19 protein-coding genes are annotated in these 19,103 nt (G+C 58.5%); 5 read left to right on the plus strand and 14 right to left on the minus strand.

The features are described from left to right. Positions 1-6 precede the first annotated feature (6 nt). Positions 7-747 (plus strand): maleate cis-trans isomerase family protein, encoded by a 741-nt coding sequence (locus AC2FIC_RS06685; protein WP_271949047.1) that lies wholly within the window; start codon positions 7-9, stop codon positions 745-747. A 33-nt stretch (positions 748-780) separates the two neighbouring features. Here the strand turns inward: AC2FIC_RS06685 and AC2FIC_RS06690 are convergent, their stop codons facing one another. From AC2FIC_RS06690 to AC2FIC_RS06755, 14 genes are all read right to left on the minus strand, one after another. Further along, entirely contained in the window at positions 781-1,542 is a 762-nt protein-coding gene (locus AC2FIC_RS06690) for a Phenylacetic acid catabolic protein (RefSeq protein WP_496691536.1), read from the minus strand. A 13-nt stretch (positions 1,543-1,555) separates the two neighbouring features. Further along, a complete protein-coding gene (locus tag AC2FIC_RS06695) occupies positions 1,556-2,629 on the minus strand; it encodes a 2Fe-2S iron-sulfur cluster-binding protein (RefSeq protein WP_496691535.1) in 1,074 nt (357 codons plus the stop codon). Positions 2,630-2,642: 13 nt separating this feature from the next. Beyond that, entirely contained in the window at positions 2,643-3,104 is a 462-nt protein-coding gene (gene paaD, locus AC2FIC_RS06700) for a 1,2-phenylacetyl-CoA epoxidase subunit PaaD (protein WP_142639942.1), read from the minus strand. A 5-nt stretch (positions 3,105-3,109) separates the two neighbouring features. Continuing rightward, positions 3,110-3,868 carry a 1,2-phenylacetyl-CoA epoxidase subunit PaaC gene (gene paaC, locus AC2FIC_RS06705; protein ID WP_496691534.1) on the minus strand — a complete coding sequence of 253 codons (759 nt, stop codon included), beginning with the start codon at positions 3,866-3,868 and terminating at the stop codon, positions 3,110-3,112. Beyond that, positions 3,868-4,152 (minus strand): 1,2-phenylacetyl-CoA epoxidase subunit PaaB, encoded by a 285-nt coding sequence (gene paaB / locus AC2FIC_RS06710; protein ID WP_142639870.1) that lies wholly within the window; start codon positions 4,150-4,152, stop codon positions 3,868-3,870. The genes paaC and paaB overlap by 1 nt, the downstream gene beginning before the upstream one ends. A gap of 23 nt (positions 4,153-4,175) precedes the next feature. Further along, entirely contained in the window at positions 4,176-5,153 is a 978-nt protein-coding gene (gene paaA / locus AC2FIC_RS06715) for a 1,2-phenylacetyl-CoA epoxidase subunit PaaA (protein WP_496691533.1), read from the minus strand. 15 nt (positions 5,154-5,168) lie between these two features. After that, entirely contained in the window at positions 5,169-6,371 is a 1,203-nt protein-coding gene (gene pcaF / locus AC2FIC_RS06720; RefSeq protein WP_496691532.1) for a 3-oxoadipyl-CoA thiolase, read from the minus strand. A gap of 202 nt (positions 6,372-6,573) precedes the next feature. Continuing rightward, positions 6,574-7,389: a PaaX family transcriptional regulator C-terminal domain-containing protein gene (locus tag AC2FIC_RS06725; protein ID WP_496691531.1), complete on the minus strand. Its 816-nt coding sequence runs from the start codon at positions 7,387-7,389 to the stop codon at positions 6,574-6,576. A gap of 49 nt (positions 7,390-7,438) precedes the next feature. After that, complete coding sequence (gene paaZ / locus AC2FIC_RS06730; protein WP_496691530.1) at positions 7,439-9,469, minus strand: phenylacetic acid degradation bifunctional protein PaaZ; 2,031 nt, start codon at positions 9,467-9,469, stop codon at positions 7,439-7,441. Positions 9,470-9,576: 107 nt separating this feature from the next. Further along, entirely contained in the window at positions 9,577-10,764 is a 1,188-nt protein-coding gene (locus AC2FIC_RS06735; RefSeq protein WP_496691529.1) for a cytochrome P450, read from the minus strand. Then, positions 10,764-12,116: a TRAP transporter large permease gene (locus tag AC2FIC_RS06740; protein WP_496691528.1), complete on the minus strand. Its 1,353-nt coding sequence runs from the start codon at positions 12,114-12,116 to the stop codon at positions 10,764-10,766. Before AC2FIC_RS06740 ends, AC2FIC_RS06735 begins: the two co-directional genes overlap by 1 nt. Then, positions 12,113-12,619 (minus strand): TRAP transporter small permease, encoded by a 507-nt coding sequence (locus AC2FIC_RS06745; protein ID WP_496691527.1) that lies wholly within the window; start codon positions 12,617-12,619, stop codon positions 12,113-12,115. Before AC2FIC_RS06745 ends, AC2FIC_RS06740 begins: the two co-directional genes overlap by 4 nt. 57 nt (positions 12,620-12,676) lie before the next feature. Beyond that, complete coding sequence (locus AC2FIC_RS06750) at positions 12,677-13,696, minus strand: TRAP transporter substrate-binding protein (RefSeq protein ID WP_271949076.1); 1,020 nt, start codon at positions 13,694-13,696, stop codon at positions 12,677-12,679. 69 nt (positions 13,697-13,765) lie between these two features. Then, positions 13,766-15,799, minus strand: a complete 2,034-nt coding sequence (locus AC2FIC_RS06755; RefSeq protein WP_496691526.1) for an FAD-dependent oxidoreductase — start codon at positions 15,797-15,799, stop codon at positions 13,766-13,768. Between the two features lie 103 nt (positions 15,800-15,902). On the opposite strand from AC2FIC_RS06755, the gene paaG reads away from it, so the two are divergent. From paaG to AC2FIC_RS06775, 4 genes are read left to right on the plus strand one after another with little or no spacing between them, the layout of a single operon-like run. Continuing rightward, positions 15,903-16,688 carry a 2-(1,2-epoxy-1,2-dihydrophenyl)acetyl-CoA isomerase PaaG gene (gene paaG, locus AC2FIC_RS06760; protein ID WP_496691525.1) on the plus strand — a complete coding sequence of 262 codons (786 nt, stop codon included), beginning with the start codon at positions 15,903-15,905 and terminating at the stop codon, positions 16,686-16,688. Between the two features lie 2 nt (positions 16,689-16,690). Next, positions 16,691-17,116: a hydroxyphenylacetyl-CoA thioesterase PaaI gene (paaI, locus tag AC2FIC_RS06765; RefSeq protein ID WP_496691633.1), complete on the plus strand. Its 426-nt coding sequence runs from the start codon at positions 16,691-16,693 to the stop codon at positions 17,114-17,116. Positions 17,117-17,140: 24 nt separating this feature from the next. Next, complete coding sequence (gene paaK / locus AC2FIC_RS06770; RefSeq protein ID WP_142639891.1) at positions 17,141-18,451, plus strand: phenylacetate--CoA ligase PaaK; 1,311 nt, start codon at positions 17,141-17,143, stop codon at positions 18,449-18,451. Positions 18,452-18,454: 3 nt separating this feature from the next. Further along, complete coding sequence (locus tag AC2FIC_RS06775; RefSeq protein WP_496691524.1) at positions 18,455-19,051, plus strand: TetR/AcrR family transcriptional regulator; 597 nt, start codon at positions 18,455-18,457, stop codon at positions 19,049-19,051. Positions 19,052-19,103 lie beyond the last annotated feature (52 nt).

Genomic DNA, 19,103 nt, shown 5'->3' on the forward strand with positions numbered 1-19,103 from the left:
CCAATCATGAAGCTTGATTTCGAAACAGACGAAGGCATTGGCACCCGCGCCAATCTAGGTGTGATTGTTCTTGAGACTGACGAGACGTTAGAGAACGAATTCTCTCGGATCATGCGCCTAGCTGGTGTCGCGCTCTATCACAGCCGGATTCCGATGGTGCCCGAAATCCGACCCGACACACTGGCGCGGATGGAACAGGACTTACCTGCGACGGCACGGCTTTTGCCACCATCGCTCAGCTTTGATGCAATCGGATTTGGCTGTACCTCGGCCTCGACCGTGATCGGGTCCGAGAATGTGGCCAAGGTGATAAAGACGGTCTGCCCGGATGCACGTGTGACAGATCCGTTGGCGGCAATCATCGCTGCCGGTCAGCATTTAGGAGCCCGACGATTGGGCTTCGTCACCCCCTATATTCCCGAAGTTTCCGCTGGGATGCGCACAAAGCTGGAACAGGCCGGTTTCGAAATCGCAGGTTTCGGGTCGTTCGAGGAAGGAAATGATCGCGTTGTTGCGCGGATCACAGAAGGGTCGATCCTTGACGCTATTGAAAAGGTCGCGGCTCAAGCGCCCTGCGATGCTGTCATTGTCTCTTGCACGAACCTGCGATGCCTTGACGTCATTGTTCAGGCAGAAGAAAAGATCGGGATTCCAGTCATTTCCAGTAATCAGGCGCTTGCCTGGCATATGCTTCGATTGGCCGGCATTGAGGACCTCAACCCTCAGTTCGGACGGCTCTTTGGATAGAGCGAGAAGGGTGTCCGCCTAGGGCGCTTTCGTTCAAGCAGGCGATTTGAGGCCAAGCGTTGCCAGAGTTGCAGCCATTGTCTGGCCCCAACGGTCCTGCAATGCGCTGTTTGTGTTGCGACGCAGGCCCATTGATTTCAACAGCTCGAACCGTTTCGGGTCATCGCCGCCGAAGGACACCGCAACCCGAGGCCACCAGTAAGTGACCGAGTGCTGCATGTCGTCCGCCGCACCGTTCTCGATCAGTTTGACCGCCCCTTCCAACGCCAGCTCGCCATGATGCGCCTCGACCGGGGCGATGGTTCGGAAGGCTTCGGCCAGAGGCTGATACGAGATGGTGGAATTCTCGGCCAGTTGTTCGGCCACCGCGCGGCTCATCAGCAGATTCATGACCACAGCGTCTGTCCAGCCGGACAGCGGATAGTTGAACACCGCCAGACGCATGTCATGCTCGGACCGGGTGGCCCCGATATCCGCATCCCGCGACAAGCGCATGGTCCAAGGATGGTGATTGGCATAGCGTTCGGTATCTGCGCCAAATTCGCCCATTATGCTGAGAACACAATTTGCGTGATCTGACTTTTCCAGCACGATCTTTGCGGCGGCGATCCGTTCTTTGATCCCCGGCCCCTGATTGATGATGTCGGCAAACCCGGCAGCCCCGGCCAGTTCACTGTCGACAAATGTCGCCATCAGCTTCATCAGCTCGGCCCGATAGCGAGGCGGCACATTCGATGGGTTGGTCAGAACACCGCCTGCGGCCAGATAGCTGTCGAGTGTCATTGAATCGGACATATCTGCCCCCTTTCTACCGGTCGTAATCGACGACCACGCGGTCTGTTACCGGATAGGCCTGGCAGCTTAGCACATAGCCTTTTTCCACTTCGTAATCTTCCAGCGCGTGATTGGCGAGCATCTCGACCTCACCCTCAAGCACCTTGCAGCGGCAGGTCGAACAGACACCCGCCTTGCAGGCAAACGGGGCATCCATAGCGTTTGCCAGGGCGGCCTCAAGAATGGACTGGTCCTTGGGTATGGTCACGGTCTGGGTGGATCCGTCCAGCGTGATCGACGCGCTGCTTTGGTTGCCTTGCGTGGCTGCGTCCGCCGAGACCGGCTTGGCCCTGGCCCGCCCGGGCTGGGCGCTGGCGAACAGCTCGAACTTGATCTGGCCGTCATCCAGACCGTGCTCGCGCAGCGCCGCAGCAATGCCCAGCATCATCGGTTCCGGGCCGCAGATGAACGCCGTGTCAACATGGTCGATATCGACCCAATGTTTGAACAGCTGCGCGCATTTTTCCTGGGTCACCAGACCTGTGAACAGCTCGATCTCTTGAGAGTCTGTCTCAAGAATGTGGATCACGTTGAGGCGGCCCATATAGAGGTTCTTGAGGTCTTCGAGATCCTCGCGGAACATGATCGTGTTGATACCCTTATTGGCATAGATCAGGGTAAAGCGCGATTGCGGTTCCCGCGCGAGGGTCGTCTTGAGGATCGACAGCACCGGAGTAATCCCCGAGCCCCCTGCAAAGCCCAGATATTGCTTTTGCGCAGCCGCATCCATCGGCGTATGAAAGCTGCCCATCGGCGGCATGGCCTCGACAACATCGCCGATATTCAGTTCAGTATTCGCCCAGCCGGAAAAAGCGCCGCCCTCAACCCGTTTGATGCCAACCTGCAGCACGCCTTCGTCCTTGCCCGCGCAGATCGAGTAGGACCGGCGCAGCTCTTCTCCGTCAAAGTTGCGGCGGAATGTCAGGTACTGACCGGCGGTGAAATCGAACTGATCCGCAGCGCCGTTTACAGGTTCCAGTGTCACCACCACCGCATCGCGAATGGTTTTGTGGATATCTGTGACTTTCAGGTCGTGGAAACGTGCCATCCGGTGGTCCTCCTCAGATGCACTTGAAATAGTCAAATGGTTCCAGGCAGTCGGTGCATCGCCAATGCGCCTTGCAAGGGGTCGAACCGAACTGGCTGACCTTCTCGACCGCTTTGCTGCCGCAGCGTGGACAGCGATCCGGGCCGCCCGCCGGTTGTGGTGGGGCAATGCCATAGTCTTCCAGCCGTGCCCGGCCCTTTTCGCTGAGCCAGTCGGTGGTCCAGGCCGGGGCGATGCTGGTTTCAATCTGCACGTCACTGATCCCGCGATCGTGCAAGGCGGTTTCGATATCCAGGCTGATAATGGATGTTGCCGGACAGCCGGAATAGGTTGGAGTGACCGTCACCTTCAACGTCTCGTCCTGCCACTGCACGTCGCGCACAATGCCAAGATCGACCACTGAAATCACCGGAATTTCAGGGTCAGGAACAGCATCCAGCCATTCCCAGATTTGTTTGGTCGATGCCCGATCCATCGGCGTTACCAGCTTGCTTCGGGATAGGCGCGTTGCAGCCACTGCATCTGTGTCAACAGAAGACCCAGATGTTCCGTATGCATCCGCCCGTCACGCCCACCTTTATGGGCAAACGCGCCTTCCGGGATCGTCAAGGTCGCCTCGGACAGGATCCGCTGCACCAAAGCGTCAAACTCCGCGCGCAGATCCGCGGGGTTCGGCGCAATGCCCGCCGCGACCATCTCGGCGTCAACTTCGTCGCTGGTGAACATCTCACCGACATACGGCCACAGGTAGTCCAGAGCCGACTGCATCCGGGCGTGGCTTTCCGCTGTTCCGTCCCCCAGACCAACCACCGTGTCGCCCGAGCGTTCCAGGTGATATGCCACCTCTTTGCTGGTTTTCGCGGCAATGGCCGCGACACGGTCATCCGTAGAGTTGAGCAAGCGTCCCAGCATGATGGAATGCCATGCATCGAACAGGAACTGTCGCATCAATGTGCGACCGAAATCCCCGTTGGGAACCTCAACCAGCAGCACGTTCCGGAAATCCCAGGCGTCGCGCAGAAAGGCCAGATCGTCGGCAGTTTTGCCGCCTTGGATCTCGCCCGCCAGACCCAACCACATCTGGGTTTGCCCGATCAGGTCTAGGGCCGTGTTGGCCAGCGCGATATCCTCTTCCAGCACCGGCGCATGGCCGCACCATTCACTGACGCGATGGCCAAGGATCAGATCGTTGTCGCCCATCCGCAGAAGGAATTGCACAAATGCCGCGTCCCGGTCCATCACATGGCCCCCACTTCATCGGGGATGTCGAAAAAGGTCGGGTGACGATAGACCTTGCTTTCGCTGGGCTCGTATAATGGGCCCTTGTCGCTGGGCGAGGAGGCCGAGATATTATTCGCCTCGACCACCCAGATCGACACACCTTCATTGCGGCGGGTATAGACATCGCGCGCGTTCTTGATGGCCATCTCCGCGTCAGGGGCATGCAACGAGCCGACGTGACGGTGACTCATACCATGCTGACCGCGGATAAAGACTTCCCACAGGGGCCATTCGTTTTTCATCGGGTTTCCTCCTCAGGGTCGACTTATTCGGCAGCCACTGTGCCAGAGCGTTTCTTTTCGGCATGGGCCATCAGCCCGTCGCGCACCCATTTGCCGTCGTCCCAGGCTTGGTTTCGGGCGGCCAGCCGGTCGGTGTTGCAGGGGCCATTGCCACTGATGACATCGAAGAACTCGGACCAGTCAGGTTCTGAGAAATCATAATGGCCGCGATTGTCGTTCCAATTCAGCTTTGGGTCAGGGATGGTCAGGCCCAGATACTCGGCCTGTGGCACAGTCTGATCGACGAATTTCTGACGCAGCTCGTCATTGGTGTTCATCTTGATCTTCCATTTCATCGACTGCGTCGAATGCACCGAGTCCTTGTCGGACGGTCCAAACATCATCAGCGATGGGTACCAAAAGCGGTTCAAAGCGTCCTGCGCCATTCGTTTCTGTTCCGGCGTGCCTTCGGCCATCTTGCGGATGGCGTCATAGCCCTGACGCTGATGAAAGCTCTCTTCTTTGCAGATGCGGATCATGGCGCGTGAATACGGACCGTAGGACGTACGCTGCAACGGCACCTGGTTCATGATCGCGGCGCCATCCACCAGCCAGCCAACGGCACCAACATCAGCCCAGTTCAGGGTGGGATAGTTGAAGATGGACGAGTATTTCATGCGCCCGTCCAGCAGCATTTCGGTGATCTCATCCCGGCTGACACCCAGTGTTTCGGCGGCGCAGTAAAGGTACAGACCATGCCCGGCCTCATCCTGAACCTTGGCCAACAGGATCGCCTTGCGTTCCAGCGTGGGCGCCCGCGTGATCCAGTTCGCCTCGGGCAGCTGCCCAACGATTTCGGAATGGGCGTGCTGGCCGATCTGGCGGATCAGCGTCTTGCGATAGCCTTCGGGCATCCAATCCTTGGGTTCGATCTTTTCGTCAGCGTCTATGCGCGCCTGAAAGGCAGCAAGCTTTGCAGGATCTTCCTGTGTCGCCTCGGACTTAACCATCTGAGCATACATGTCCCGTCATCTCCCCTATACGCGTTCAAGAATAAGCGCTGCGCCCTGACCGACGCCGACACACATGGTGCACAGCGCGTATCGCCCGCCCGTACGCCGCAACTGATAGGCCGCGGTCATAACCAACCTTGCGCCGGACATGCCCAACGGGTGGCCAATGGCAATCGCGCCCCCATTCGGGTTCACCTGTGGCGCGTCGTCTGACAGGCCCAGTTCGCGCAGTGTCGCCAGACCCTGGGACGCGAAGGCCTCATTCAACTCTATCACGTCCATTTGCTCGATGCTCAGCCCGGCGCGGGCCAAAACTTTGCGACTGGCCGGAACCGGGCCAATGCCCATGACACGCGGCTCAACCCCGGCGACAGACATGCCCACGACCCGGGCCATCGGGGTCAGGCCGTTCTTTGACGCTGCCGCCTCATTGGCCATCAAAATGGCTGCAGCGCCATCATTGACGCCCGAGGCGTTGCCAGCGGTCACCGTCTTGTCCGACCCGTTGACACCTTTGAGACCAGACAGTTTGTCCACGGTCACATCCGAGCGCGGATGTTCATCCGTATCGACAATGATCGGATCGCCCTTGCGTTGCGGGATCGTGACCGGGGTGATTTCATCCCGGAACAGACCTGCCTCGTGCGCGGCGGCCCATCGGGCCTGACTGCGCGCCGCAAAAGCATCTTGGTCATCGCGGCTGATACCAAAGTCTTCGGCCACATTGTCGGCCGTTTGCGGCATCGAGTCGATGCCATAGGCCTGTTTCATCTTCGGGTTCACAAAGCGCCAGCCGATCGTCGTATCATAGACCGCATTGCTGCGGGTAAAGGCCGAGGTCGCCTTGGGCATCACAAAGGGCGCCCGCGACATGCTTTCGACGCCGCCGGCCACAGCCAGATCATAATCGCCCGCCTTGATGCCCCGCGCCGCCATCCCGACCGCATCCATTCCGCTGGCGCACAATCGGTTCACTGTTGTTCCGGGCACATCAACCGGCAATCCAGCCAACAAGGCCGCCATCCGTGCCACATTGCGGTTGCTTTCACCCGCCTGATTGGCATCGCCATAGATCACATCATCAACGCTGGCCCAATCAACCTGCGGGTTGCGCTCTTTCAGGGCGGCCAATGGAATCGCGGCCAGATCATCTGTCCTGACTGACGACAAAGCCCCCCCATATCGCCCAATCGGAGTGCGCGTCGCGTCGCAAATGAATGCGTCCATCACTTAGTTCTCCTGTAGGTGCTGATCCGTATCATTGACCGCATGGTCGGTTTTTAGGGCGTCCATCGATTCGAGGCAAGCTTTATGTTACGAGTTCTTTTTCTTTTTTAGTTTTTCTGTAACATTTGGCGCGAGAGAAACGCCGCAATGATCGCCGAATGACCAGCATCGGGCGGATCAGATAGGTGACGCTAAAGAAAACCTAGCTGTCCAGCTCGGCTTCCAAGGATGTTAAATCCGGGCGCGGCAGTTTTTCCAACAACTGAGATACAGCCGCCCGGCATGTAGCGCCTTTCCAGTCAGCGGGCAGAAACGCTGCAGGAAAGGCGGGATGGCGCAGAACAATACGACGCCAATTATGCACGATCAGGACACGCAGAATGGCCGTCTTCATCGGGTCGCCCGCCCCCTCGGGCGGCATCTCTTGGTCGATGATCTGTGTCGATCTCAAGAACTGATCATAGGCGGTTTTCAACGCCTCTGGCCCGCAGAGATCCCGAAGCCAGCCAGGAACAGAGATAGCGCTGCTTTCCACGCCCATCAGCTCTTCAAGACCCGCCGGAACCTGACCCGGAGCCATCGACGTTGCGGGATTGAGAGAGATGTAGTCCCCAGTCAGCATCAGGTCAGCCAATTCCTTGCGCGATGAGTCCGAATTGCTGGCGATAAGTACATGCCAGAGGCCGGGTTCCGGCGTTTCCCTGGCATAGATACGCGGTGCGGCGGTCACACTCTGATGACGGCCAAACGCGGTCAGGCGGTGAAAGCTGCTGCGCCCTTTGCGGGTGCTTTCAATCCAGCCATCCTTGCGCAGCCGATGCAGGGCTACACGCGTGGCTTCGGCCTTGATCCCGGCAAGGCTGGTCAGTGCGGTGATCACCGCACCACTTATTTGATCTGTTTCTTCCTGCGCCAGATCACCGAATATCGTCACCAGCACGGACCACACCCGTTGCGTACCCTCAGAGGTCAGATGGCTAACGCAGGTTTCAAACCAATCAGGGGCTGAATCTTTCATACGGCAAGTATAATCGGGCCAGATCGAATTACCATCCGGCCCAAGAATCTTAGTAGGCCACCATGGTCAGCAGCTCATATTCGGCCACAGGCTCATCATCTTGTTGGGTCAGGGTGACATGCCAGCGCACCTCGCCATATTCATCATTGCGGCGGGTTTTCTTTTTGACCGTCAGGCGCACCTTGATGCTGTCGCCTGCCTCTACCGGTTTCATAAAGCGCAGGTTATCGAGCCCAGTATTGGCCAGGACCGGCCCCTCGTTCGGTTCCACAAAAAGACCCGCCGCGAAAGACAGCAAAAGATATCCATGCGCGACCCGGCCCGGAAAGAACGGGTTACGCTCAGCTGCGGCCTGATCCATATGGGCATAGAAGATGTCGCCGGTGAATTCGGCGAAATGTTCAATGTCTTCCATGGTCACGGTCCGCGGTGCGGTGTGGATCGTCTCACCAATGGCCAGATCGTGATAGCGGCGTGTAAATGGATGGGCTGGCGCATTGACCTCGGCTGCACCCGGCACCCATCTCTCGCCAATAGCTGTCAATATGTCCGGCGATCCTTGAATCGCCGTACGTTGCATATAATGCATCACACCGCGCACACCGCCCATTTCCTCGCCACCGCCAGCACGGCCGGGACCGCCATGGACCATATGCGGCAAAGGAGAGCCATGGCCTGTGGATTCTTTCATCGAGTCTCGGTTGTTGAAATAGAGCCGCCCATGATAGGCCCCTGCCCCCATAACAAATTTGCGGGCAACATCAGCATCATGTGTGATGACTGAGGCCACCAGAGACCCCTGCCCTCGGTTCGCCAGCTCAATCGCGTGGTCGGTATCGCGATAGCCCATGATTGTACTGACGGGCCCAAAGGCTTCGGTATCATGCACACGTTGCGCGGCATCGGGATCGCTGCAATGGAACAGCATCGGTGGCAGAAAGGCGCCCTTATCCGCATCGGCCCCATCGACCACGAAGTCGTCCGGATTGCCAAAGACGCACTCGGCCTCGTGCCCTATAATCGCGGCCTTCTCCAAAACATCGCGCTTCTGACTGGCCGAGACCAGCGCACCCATTCGGGTGGTTTCCAGTTTCGGATCCCCAATGGTGGTCTTTGCCAAACGCGCGGACAGCGCCTCAATAACGGCCTGCACATGCGGCTCGGGCGCGATGATCCTGCGGATGGCAGTGCATTTCTGACCCGCCTTAGTGGTCATCTCGCGCTGAACCTCTTTGACGAACAGATCGAATTCGGGCGTTCCCGGCGCGGCATCAGGGCCCAGGACCGAGCAGTTCAAGCTGTCCTGTTCCGCCACGAACCGGACCGAATTTTCCAGGATTACGGGGTTCGCACGCAGCTTCAGCGCCGTATCCGCCGAGCCGGTAAAGCTGACCACGTCTTGCAGGGTCAGGTGATCCAGCATGTCGCCCAAACCGCCTGACACCAGCTGCAACGCCCCGCTGGGCAAGATGCCCGAGTCCAGCATCAGGCGAACACACAGCTCGGTCACGTAACAGGAATTCGTGGCCGGTTTGACGATGGCCGGAACCCCCGCCAGCAGGGTCGGCGCCAGCTTTTCCAGCATGCCCCAAACCGGAAAGTTGAAAGCGTTGATATGGACGGCCACGCCTTGCAGGGGTGTACAAATGTGCTGCCCCAGAAAGGTGCCATTGCGCGAAAGCTGCTCGACCTCACCATCCAGATAGACATGCCCGTCCGGCATCTCGCGCCGCCCTTTTGAGGCAAAGACGAACATCGTGCCAATACCGCCGTCAATGTCGATCAGATGATCCGCCTGGGTTGCGCCGGTATTGAAGGACAGATCGTACATCGCCTGCTTGTGCTTGCCCAGATGAACAGACAGCGCCTTGAGCATCTTGGCCCGCTGGTGAAACGTCATCTTGCGCAGCGCAGGACCACCAACATTGCGCGCATGATCCAGCATTCCCTGAACGTCCAAGGCGTTGTTTCCGGCTGTTGCGATCACCTCTCCCGTCACCGCGCTTGCGATGTTGCGAGCACCTGCCCCCGGCGCTATCCACTCGCCCGCAGCAAAACTTGAAATCTGTTGGATCGTCATAGGTCTCTCCTTACTCGCGGCAGGGCTAGCGCGCGGGGGCGTTTGCGATATCTTATTATTAACCGTACGGTCGGTCAATAAATTTCAGAACAAGCAGCGCGGCTAGTTCAAACCTGCGCGGGCAGGTGGGCGAACCCCCGAAACCGGATACGCCCCCCACGCTGAGCACTTTCCGTGATCTGGTAATCAGGGAACCGGTTCAAAAACCGGCTAATGGCAACCCGTCCTTCCATCCGGGCCAAGGTCAGACCAACACAAGTATGCGGTCCGCCCGCAAACGCGTGGTGCTTGTTGGGACGGCGATCCAACATCATGTCGTCGGGGCAATCAAACTGTCGCGGATCGCGGTTGGCCGCGCCGATGCAAAGATGCAGATCGGTTCCTGCTGGAATGACATGTCCGTGAAATTCCACCTCTTCAGTGGTCAGGCGATTGCCGAACTGGTTCGGGCTTTCCAGACGCAGAAACTCGTCAACTGCGGTGAAAATCAGGTCTGGATTAACCAACAGCTCGGTCCGCTTATCCCTGTGGCGGTCCAACAGATCCAAAGCGTTGCCAATCAGGTTTGTTGTGGTCTCATGCCCGGCATTCAGAATGAAGATGCAGTTCTGGTACAGTTCAACTTCGGTCAGGCCGCCTTCGGTGTCATCCTGTATCAACCGGGTCAAAACATCGGTCTCCGGGTTGCCCGGGTTGGCCCTGCGGTCGTCGATGATATCGCGCAGAAAGGCTTTGAACTCGCGGACTGCGCGGTTGCCCCAATCTTCCTGCTCGGGCGTCAGCTGCGGTTCCAACGCCCCGAGAATGGCCAAGGACCACTCACGCAACGGCTCACGCTCGGACCGAGGGATTCCCAGCAGGTTGCCGATGATCTCGATCGGGATCGCCCCGGCAAAATCCTCGATCAACTCAACTGTGCCCTTGGCCTGCATTTGATCCAACAGCCCGTCGACAAGTTCGATCAGACCCGGCTCCATCTGCGCCAAAGCGCGCGGGTTCATCGCGCCCACCATCACCTTGCGGACACGCGAGTGCAGGGGCGGATCATTGAACACAAGACTGGTGGTGTGATGTTCAAACAATGGGCTATCCACCCCGTATTTGGGGCCAAACACGGCCTTCTTGTCCGAAATGAACCGCGTTGTGTCCCGATAGATGATGTCCAGATCCTGATGTCGTGACAGGATCACCGACCCATCGGGTTGCAGGCAGACGGGCGTATCTTCACGCAGCGCCCTATAGGTAGGATAGGGATCATCGTGGAACCCGTCAGGCAGCTTGGTCAGCGCAAACATCAGTGGCCCATCGCACCCATCTGTTCCGGCAGAACCAGCACAAGCCAGGGCACCAGAACGATCAGGGCCAGCCGGAAGATATCGGCGATCCAAAACGGCGTGACGCCTCTGAAGATCGTCCCGGTCGACACATCCCCGACCACACCCTTCAGAATGAACACGTTCAGCCCCACGGGCGGGGTGATCAGGCTGATTTCGGTGACGACGACCACTACAATGCCGAACCAGATCGGGTCATATCCCAGCGATGTGACCAGAGGAAAAAAGATCGGCACGGTCAGCAGCAGCATCGACAGGGATTCAAAAACACACCCCAAAATGATGTAGATGCCCAGGATCATCAGGATCACCACAAAGGGCGCAACGTCATACGCTGTGACCATGGCGATCAGCGCTTCGGGCAAACCGGCGAGGTTGATGAAGTTCGAAAATATCTGCGCCCCGATCAGGACCGAGAACAGGGCCGCAGAGGTCGCCGTGGTTTCCTTCAAAACCTCGAATGTTGAACCCAGGCTAAGCCCGCCGCGCGACAAGGCAATCAAAAAGGCGCCCATGGCCCCCATCCCCGCCGCCTCGGTCGGGCTGAAGGTCAGGTTCAGCGGTTGAAAATCGAAGGCACCATAAAGCCCGCCAATGACCAGAAAGAACAGCAGCAACACGGCCCAGACCGAGCGCAAGGCCCTCAGGCGCTCGACCCAACCGTGGCGTTCGCCTGCCGGTCCCGCCTCTGGTTTGCGCCAGACGGTCCAGCGCACCGCGAAAAGATAAAACAGAATGCCAAGCACACCGGGGATAATGCCCGCAACAAACAGTTTGCCAATCGAGGTTTCCGTCAGCAGGCCATATATGACCAGGATCACCGAGGGCGGGATCAGGATGCCAAGCGTGCCACCCGCTGCAATCGACGCAGTCGAAAGCTCATCCGCATAACCATACCGGCGCATTTCCGGCATCGCGACCTTGGACATGGTGGCCGCTGTCGCCAGAGACGACCCGCAAATTGCCGAGAACCCGCCGCAGGCCGCGACAGTCGCCATGGCGATGCCGCCCCGGAAATGGCCGAGAAATGCATTGGATACCGCATAAAGCTCGCGCGCGAGCCCGCCTTTGTTCACGAACAGGCCCATCAGGATGAACAGAGGCACCACCGACAATCCGTAATCCTGTGCCGTATCGGTGATCTGGCGACCCACCATCGACATCGCCGCCTTCAAGCCGCGCTCCGAAAAGATGCTGCCGCCACGTTCGTAGGCGAACCCAAGCGTACCAACCAGACCCATCGCGAAGACGATAGGCAGACGCACCAGTACAAGCACCAGAACAAGGGCAAAACCGATAAGTGCGGCGGTCATTGAGAGGTCTCCGACAAGGATTGGGGGGAGAAGATAGTAATCAGGCCCGTGACAATCATCGCCATGGCCGTGATCGCAGTGAACCCGGCGATGAACCAGCCGACATAAAATACCGGGATCGACAGGTATTCAGTCACATCGCCATAGTCCCGTGCGCGCTCGGCAAGAATCCAGACGCGTTTGATCGGCCAGATGAGCATCACGCCCGACACAATATATACAACAGCGTCACGCGCTCGGCTCAGCCGCAAGCGGGAAAAAACTCCGTCCGTCAGGTCGACGGCGATCTGACCCTTTCCGGCTGAGATCATCGGCAGAACCGAAAACACCATGATCGCCATGAGAATACGTGTCAGCTCTGTCGCCGCCTCAATCGGGGCGTTGAAGACAGACCGCAGGATGACGTCAAAAAAGGTCATCACCATCAGGATGAACAGCGCGATACAGGCCAGCAGCGTCGGAGCGATGCTGACGCGACGCGCAAAAGTCACGAGAGATTGCATGATTGGGTCCCGGCTGGTGAATTTGGCTGGCGAAGAGACCCCGCCAGCCGGACTGCGTTACTGGGCAGCCATTTCATTTACGATCATGTCATAGGCCGCCTGTGCGTCAACACCGGTGCCGTTGACCTCGTCAATCACCTTGGCGCGGACATCAACGGCGATCGCGTTGAACTTTTCCAGATCTTCCGCCGAGGCCGCGTTGATTGCGTTGCCCTCTGTGGCTTCGGTCGCCTCGCGGCCGATCCCGTCGATCTCGTCCCAGATCTTGCCGATTTCGCGGCTCAGCGGTTCACCAAACACATTCTCCTCCAGCGCCTGCTGCAGCTCAGGGGGCAGGTCGGCAAACGTTTCTTCGTTCATGATAAAGGCGAACGACCCGCGATACAGACCGCCCGGAACCTCGTAAACGTTCTGGGCAACCTCGGTCAGCTTAAAACCCTTGCGGGATTCAAACGGCATGACAACGCCATCGGCTGCTTTCGAAGCAAGGGTTTCATAGACCTTCGGTGCAGGCACCTGGATGCCGGTCGCGCCAAGCGCTGTGCCGACGTCACCGCCAACCCCACCCGGGATACGGACCTTGAGGCCCGACACTTCATCCAGCGTGGTCACCGCGCTGCTGGAGTGCAGCTGCGCCGGACCATGCGTATGCAGGGCGATCACTTTCACGCCGCGATGCTCGTCCGCGGCCTTGAGATGTGCGTCATAGGTGCGCCAATAGGCGACCGATGCGGCCTCTGCCGAGCCTTCATATCCGGGCAGTTCTATCATCTTTGTGGTGACAAAGCGCCCCGGCTGGTAGCCGTGGAAAATGATCGAGGCATCCGCCGCGCCATCCATGATCAGATCCATCTGTGCTGGTGGCGGCGCGATGCCCAACTTCAGTTCGGCGGTGACCTGACCGTCTGTGGCCTCTTCAACCATTTCCACGAATTTTGGCCACATCTTCGCGTTGATACCGTGGGTCGGCGGCGCCCAGCTGGATATGGTCAGCGTATAATCTGCGGCCAGCGCCACGGTGCCCGAAACGGCCAAGGCGGCTGAGGCCAATAGCGTGCTCAAACTGTTGAATTTCATGGTTTTGTCTCCTCCCTCTGAAACATACATTGAATCTGCGTTAATAGTCCGTTTTGTAACCATCAATAGTCATGGTGATGTGGTCTGCCCCGCAATCCTCCAAGACCCGGGGCTTTCAGAGGCGACGGTCTCCATTATTCCCCGCGACAGCTGCGCCCCAATTTCATCCCGATAGTTCATCGGCCCCCCGCGCCAGCGCGGGAATCCGTAGCCATGGATCTGGACCATATCCACGGCCATCGCGTTTTCGGCGATACCCTCTTCGATGATCAATGCGCCCTCATTCGCAAGTACCGCCATCAAACGGGACGAAATCTCGGTGCTCGTAAACGCGCGCCGGGTGATGCCATGTTCAGCCGAGTTGGCTTCGATCAAAGCCTCGACCTGTGTATCACGGATCGGCGTACGGTCGCCGTCATCATAACGATACCAGCCTTTTCCGGACCGCTGCCCGAAACGCTCCATCTCGCAAAGCTGGTCGGCCACAGAGACATAGCGCTCATCCGGTGGGCGTGTTGCGGCATTGCGCTTGCGATTGGCCCATGAGATCTGAAGACCGGTCAGATCCTGCAATTCGTACGGACCCATGGGCATACCAAAGTCGCGCATGGCCTGATCCACTTGATAAGGCAGCGCACCATCTGCCAGAAGATAATCAGCCTCGCGCCGATAGGCGGCCAGCATGCGATTGCCGATAAAGCCATCGCAAATGCCCGATAGGACCGCTACTTTGCCCAGCTTTTTGCCAAACGCAAATCCGGTGGCGATGACCTCTGGGTCCGAATGCCCGGTATGTACTATTTCAAGCAGTTTCATGACATGGGCCGGGCTGAAGAAATGTAGACCTATACAGCGGGCCGGACTGTCGATACCGGCGAAAATCTGGTTTGGATCCAGATAAGATGTGTTGGTGGCAAGAATTGCGTTTGTGTCCATATGCCGGGCGAGTTCCGCGAAAACCTGCTGTTTGACAGATATGTCCTCGAACACCGCCTCAATGGCCAGTTGCGCACCCCGTGCGTCGGCATAGCTGTCAACGGCGCGAAAGGCGCTCAGGCGGCTCTGCATCTGCGCCTCAGTCAGCTTTCCCCGTTTGGCAGCGCCTTCGAGCAGGCCCTTAACACGCCCCAAGGCCGCCGCGGCGGCTTCGGCGTTCTGCTCAATCAACGTGACAGAAAACCCCCCATTCAGGGCGGCGGTTGCAATCCCGGCACCCATCAGACCGCCGCCGACCACCGCGATACGGCTGATGTCGCGCGGGGTTACGCCTCTGATCAAAGAAGGTTTGGACACGCTCCGTTCGGCAAAGAAAGCATGGCGAAGGGCTCGGCTTTCGGCACCTTGGCGCAGGGCCAAATGGCGGACGCGCTCTTTTGGCAAGGCATCGGCAAAGGGTTCGGTTGCCCACCCCAATGCCGTCAGATTTTCCAGCGGAGACTGCTGACCCTTTGACCGTTTCAAAAGTTCCGCGCGCGAAACCTCTATCAGGTCCGGTGCAAAGCTGGTGAGGCTACGCTGACTGACTGGCACTGGTCGCTGCGGCAGGTTGGCCGCAAAGGCCTGAACGGCAGCCTCAGGCTGTTCAGCGACAAGATCAAGGCCACCCAGCCCCTGTAATGTTTCTGCAGACAGGATCTTGCCCCGGCAGGCCAAGTCAATCGCGGCCTCCATCCCGACCAGACGGGGAATGCGTTGCGTGCCCCCTGCCCCGGGGATCAGGCCGACATTGACCTCTGGCAGACCAAATCTGGTACCCGGCGCGGCAATGCGCCAAGCGCAGCCCATCGCAACCTCGAACCCGCCGCCCAGAACGGTGCCGTGCATGCAGGCGATAAAGGGGACCTCGCTGTCTTCGATCATCTGTACTACGTCAGGCAGATGTGGCTCAACCGGTGGGGCGTCGAACTCTGACATATCGCCACCGGCAACAAAGGTTTTACCCGCACATCGCAGGACAGCCACGCGCGCGCCTTTGATGGCACCTACCGCGTCGGCCAACCCCTGACGCACCGCAGCGGATGTCGCGTTCACTGGCGGATTGTTGATCGTTACCCAGGCAACGTCACCCTTCCGCTCAACGCTCACCACCGGCGATTTTGCCATAACCCATCCCTTTGATTTGCTCAGATTCGGCTTGCGTTTATATATTGACCAACCGTTCGGTTAATGCAATCATAAAGTTGAAACGATACCGGCAGAGGCAGTGATGAGCGATACGATTCTTGTAGAAAATCACGGGAACTGGGTCGAGATTACGTTGAACCGTCCAGACAAGCTGAATTCGTTCAACGAAGACATGCATCATGCGCTTCAGACTGCCTTGAATTCCGCGCGCGATACAGGCGCGCGGGCAGTGCTGCTGACGGGCGCCGGGCGAGGCTTTTGTGCCGGCCAGGACCTTGGCGACCGCAATCCGTCAAATATGGACGGGCCGCCGGATCTGGGCAAGACCGTCCGCAGTTTCTATGCCCCCCTAGTGCGGCTGATCCGGTCGCTGAACTTCCCTGTCATCTGCGCGGTGAATGGTGTCGCTGCCGGCGCCGGGGCCAATCTGGCACTGGCCTGCGACATGGTTCTGGCAGCGGAAAGCGCGAAATTCATCCAGAGCTTTTCCAAGGTCGGCCTGATCCCAGACACTGGCGGCAGCTGGCACCTGCCCCGCCTTTTGGGCGAGGCGCGCGCCAAAGGGCTGGCCTTTACCGCACGGCCGCTGCCCGCCAAACAGGCCGAAGACTGGGGCCTGATCTGGAAAGCCATACCCGACGATCAGCTATTGGCAGAGGCTCGTACGCTGGCTGATCAACTGGCCAATGGCCCGACCCTTGGGTTGGGCAAGACCAAACACTGTATCCAAGCAGCGGCGACGACCTCTTTGTCCGATCATCTGGAGTTCGAGGCTGATGCGATGAAAATCTGCGGCGAAAGCGCGGATTATGCCGAGGGCGTGTCCAGCTTTCTTGAAAAGCGCGCGCCCAATTTTCAGGGTAAATGACGATGACACCAAAGGAACGTGCCAACAAATCAGCCGCTGCGATGTGGGCGAGTGACGAAGCCAGCAAATGGTTTGGCATGGAGCTTGTCGAGGTGGACGAAGGCTGCGCAGTTCTGGCGCTGACCGTCGTTGCGCATCACTGTAATGGGCACGGCATGTGCCATGGCGGCGTGACCCATGCCCTGGCCGACAGCGCCTTCGCCTTTGCCTGCAACAGCCGTAATCACGCGACCGTTGGCCAGCACACGATGATGAGCTATCTCGCCCCCGGCAAGCTGGGGGATCGCCTGACGGCCACCGCGACCGAGGTCTCGGTTACGGGCCGCAGCGGCATCTATGACGTGCGCGTCACCAATCAAGACAGCAACGTGGTCGCCGAATTCCGCGGCATGTCCCGCGCGATTGGTGGCACGAATTTTCAAGAATAGCTTCGCGATCGAAGGAGTAACGCGATGGAGGACCTGTCCCCTAACAAAGCTGACCTGGACCCGATCGAGATCGCCTCGGTTGACGAAATCCGCGCCACCCAGTTGGAGCGTCTGAAATGGTCCCTGCGTCACGCTTACGAAAACGTGCCGATATACACCCAGCGCTTCGACGATGCCGGCGTGCATCCAGATGACCTGCAACAGTTATCTGACCTTTCGAAATTTCCATTCACCTACAAGAACGACCTGCGTGACAACTACCCGTTCGGCATGTTCGCCGTGCCGCGCAGCCAACTGGTTCGGCTGCATGCCTCATCCGGGACAACCGGCAAGCCAACCGTTGTGGGCTATACCAAAGGCGATATCGACAACTGGGCCGATCTGGGTGCCCGGTCGCTGCGGGCCGCAGGTCTGCGCAAGGGCGATATCGTGCATAACGCTTATGGCTATGGCCTGTTCACCGGGGGTCTGGGCGCGCATTACGGCATCGAACGTCTGGAGGCGACCGTGGTTCCGATGGGTGGCGGGCAAACCGAAAAACAGGTTGGTTTGATCACAGATTTTCAACCCGATGGGATCATGGTGACCCCATCCTACATGCTCAACATCCTCGAACAATTCCATAAGGTGGGCCTTGATCCGCGCGAAAGCTCTCTGAAGGTTGGTATCTTCGGCGCGGAGCCCTGGACCGACGCGATGCGCTCGGAAATCGAGGCTGCATTCGACATGCACGCGGTCGACATCTATGGCCTGTCGGAAATCATGGGGCCCGGCGTTGCCAGCGAATGCGTCGAAACCAAGGATGGCCCTGTGATCTGGGAAGATCACTTTCTGCCAGAAATCATCGACCCCGCCACCGGCGAAGTACTGCCCGACGGTGAAACTGGTGAGCTGGTCTTTACCACCCTGACCAAAGAAGGGCTGCCGATGATCCGCTATCGCACGCGCGATCTGACCTGCCTGCTGCCCGGAACGGCCCGTTCCATGCGTCGCATGGCCAAGATCACCGGCCGCAGCGACGACATGATGATCCTGCGCGGCGTCAATGTCTTTCCCAGCCAAATCGAGGAACAGGTCATGGCGACCGGAGGCCTTGCGCCTTATTACCAGGTCGAGCTGTATAAATCCGGCCGGATGGATGCCATGCGGGTCTTTGTCGAAGCCTCTCCGGGATCTACCGATGAAATGTCCAAGACGGCGGCCGCCCGGATGCTGACCAAACGCATCAAGGACATCGTTGGAGTTTCAACAGAAATTGTTGTAGGTGAGCCGGGCGACGTCGAACGCTCTCAGGGCAAGGCGAAGCGCGTCATCGACAACCGCGATAAGGATTAAGCCTTGGCCCGGACAATCGCAAAAGACCACGACCAAAAGCGGGAACAAATCCTGAAAACGGCAGCCAAAGTGTTTGCCGACCAGGGGTTTGATCGCGCTTCGATGACCCTTTTGGCCAATGAGTGCGGAATCTCCAAGGCGAACATCTACCACTATTACGACAGCAAGGATGCCATCCTGTATGACATCCTCGAAACCTATCTGCGTGAGCTGCGCGATCGCATCTGCGAGGTTGATCTGACGGGCCTGACGCCCGAAGAAAGGCTGCGAAAGACCGTGCGTGAAATCCTGTTCGCCTATCAGGGCGCGGATGATGAACATCGGGTGCAGATCAGCGGCATGAACGCCCTGAGCGACGATCAGCAAAAGCTGTTGCGCGGGTATCAGTTGGATCTGGTGAATGTCGTGCGGGACATATTGAAAGACCTGTCCCCGGAGTCGTTCGGCGATGACAAGGACAAGCTGCGCGGCGCCACGATGTCAGTTTTTGGCATGCTGAACTGGTATTACATGTGGAACTCCGGCGCGGGCACCAAAGCACGTGAGGATTACGCTGATTTGGTCAGCACCCTAACGCTCCACGGAATACGCAAACTCTAGACCCAGGACGGGCCGCTTCGCAGGACAGTTGCCTGACAGAATAATTTAGGCT

It is taken from the genome of Ruegeria sp. CDSC079 (genome assembly GCF_059610505.1).

Bases quoted from the DNA above. Each gene is read 5' to 3' on its own strand.
- paaB (WP_142639870.1), bottom strand. From the start codon at position 4,152: ATGAAAAACGAATGGCCCCTGTGGGAAGTCTTTATCCGCGGTCAGCAT.
- paaG (WP_496691525.1), top strand. From the start codon at position 15,903: ATGAGCGATACGATTCTTGTAGAAAATCACGGGAACTGGGTCGAGATT.
- paaC (WP_496691534.1), bottom strand. From the start codon at position 3,868: ATGGACCGGGACGCGGCATTTGTGCAATTCCTTCTGCGGATGGGCGAC.
- AC2FIC_RS06735 (WP_496691529.1), bottom strand. From the start codon at position 10,764: ATGTTTGCGCTGACCAAGCTGCCTGACGGGTTCCACGATGATCCCTAT.
- AC2FIC_RS06695 (WP_496691535.1), bottom strand. From the start codon at position 2,629: ATGGCACGTTTCCACGACCTGAAAGTCACAGATATCCACAAAACCATT.
- AC2FIC_RS06740 (WP_496691528.1), bottom strand. From the start codon at position 12,116: ATGACCGCCGCACTTATCGGTTTTGCCCTTGTTCTGGTGCTTGTACTG.
- paaA (WP_496691533.1), bottom strand. From the start codon at position 5,153: ATGTATGCTCAGATGGTTAAGTCCGAGGCGACACAGGAAGATCCTGCA.
- paaD (WP_142639942.1), bottom strand. From the start codon at position 3,104: ATGGATCGGGCATCGACCAAACAAATCTGGGAATGGCTGGATGCTGTT.
- AC2FIC_RS06685 (WP_271949047.1), top strand. From the start codon at position 7: ATGAAGCTTGATTTCGAAACAGACGAAGGCATTGGCACCCGCGCCAAT.
- AC2FIC_RS06690 (WP_496691536.1), bottom strand. From the start codon at position 1,542: ATGTCCGATTCAATGACACTCGACAGCTATCTGGCCGCAGGCGGTGTT.
- AC2FIC_RS06755 (WP_496691526.1), bottom strand. From the start codon at position 15,799: ATGGCAAAATCGCCGGTGGTGAGCGTTGAGCGGAAGGGTGACGTTGCC.
- paaZ (WP_496691530.1), bottom strand. From the start codon at position 9,469: ATGACGATCCAACAGATTTCAAGTTTTGCTGCGGGCGAGTGGATAGCG.
- AC2FIC_RS06725 (WP_496691531.1), bottom strand. From the start codon at position 7,389: ATGAAAGATTCAGCCCCTGATTGGTTTGAAACCTGCGTTAGCCATCTG.
- pcaF (WP_496691532.1), bottom strand. From the start codon at position 6,371: ATGGACGCATTCATTTGCGACGCGACGCGCACTCCGATTGGGCGATAT.
- AC2FIC_RS06750 (WP_271949076.1), bottom strand. From the start codon at position 13,696: ATGAAATTCAACAGTTTGAGCACGCTATTGGCCTCAGCCGCCTTGGCC.
- paaK (WP_142639891.1), top strand. From the start codon at position 17,141: ATGGAGGACCTGTCCCCTAACAAAGCTGACCTGGACCCGATCGAGATC.
- AC2FIC_RS06745 (WP_496691527.1), bottom strand. From the start codon at position 12,619: ATGCAATCTCTCGTGACTTTTGCGCGTCGCGTCAGCATCGCTCCGACG.
- paaI (WP_496691633.1), top strand. From the start codon at position 16,691: ATGACACCAAAGGAACGTGCCAACAAATCAGCCGCTGCGATGTGGGCG.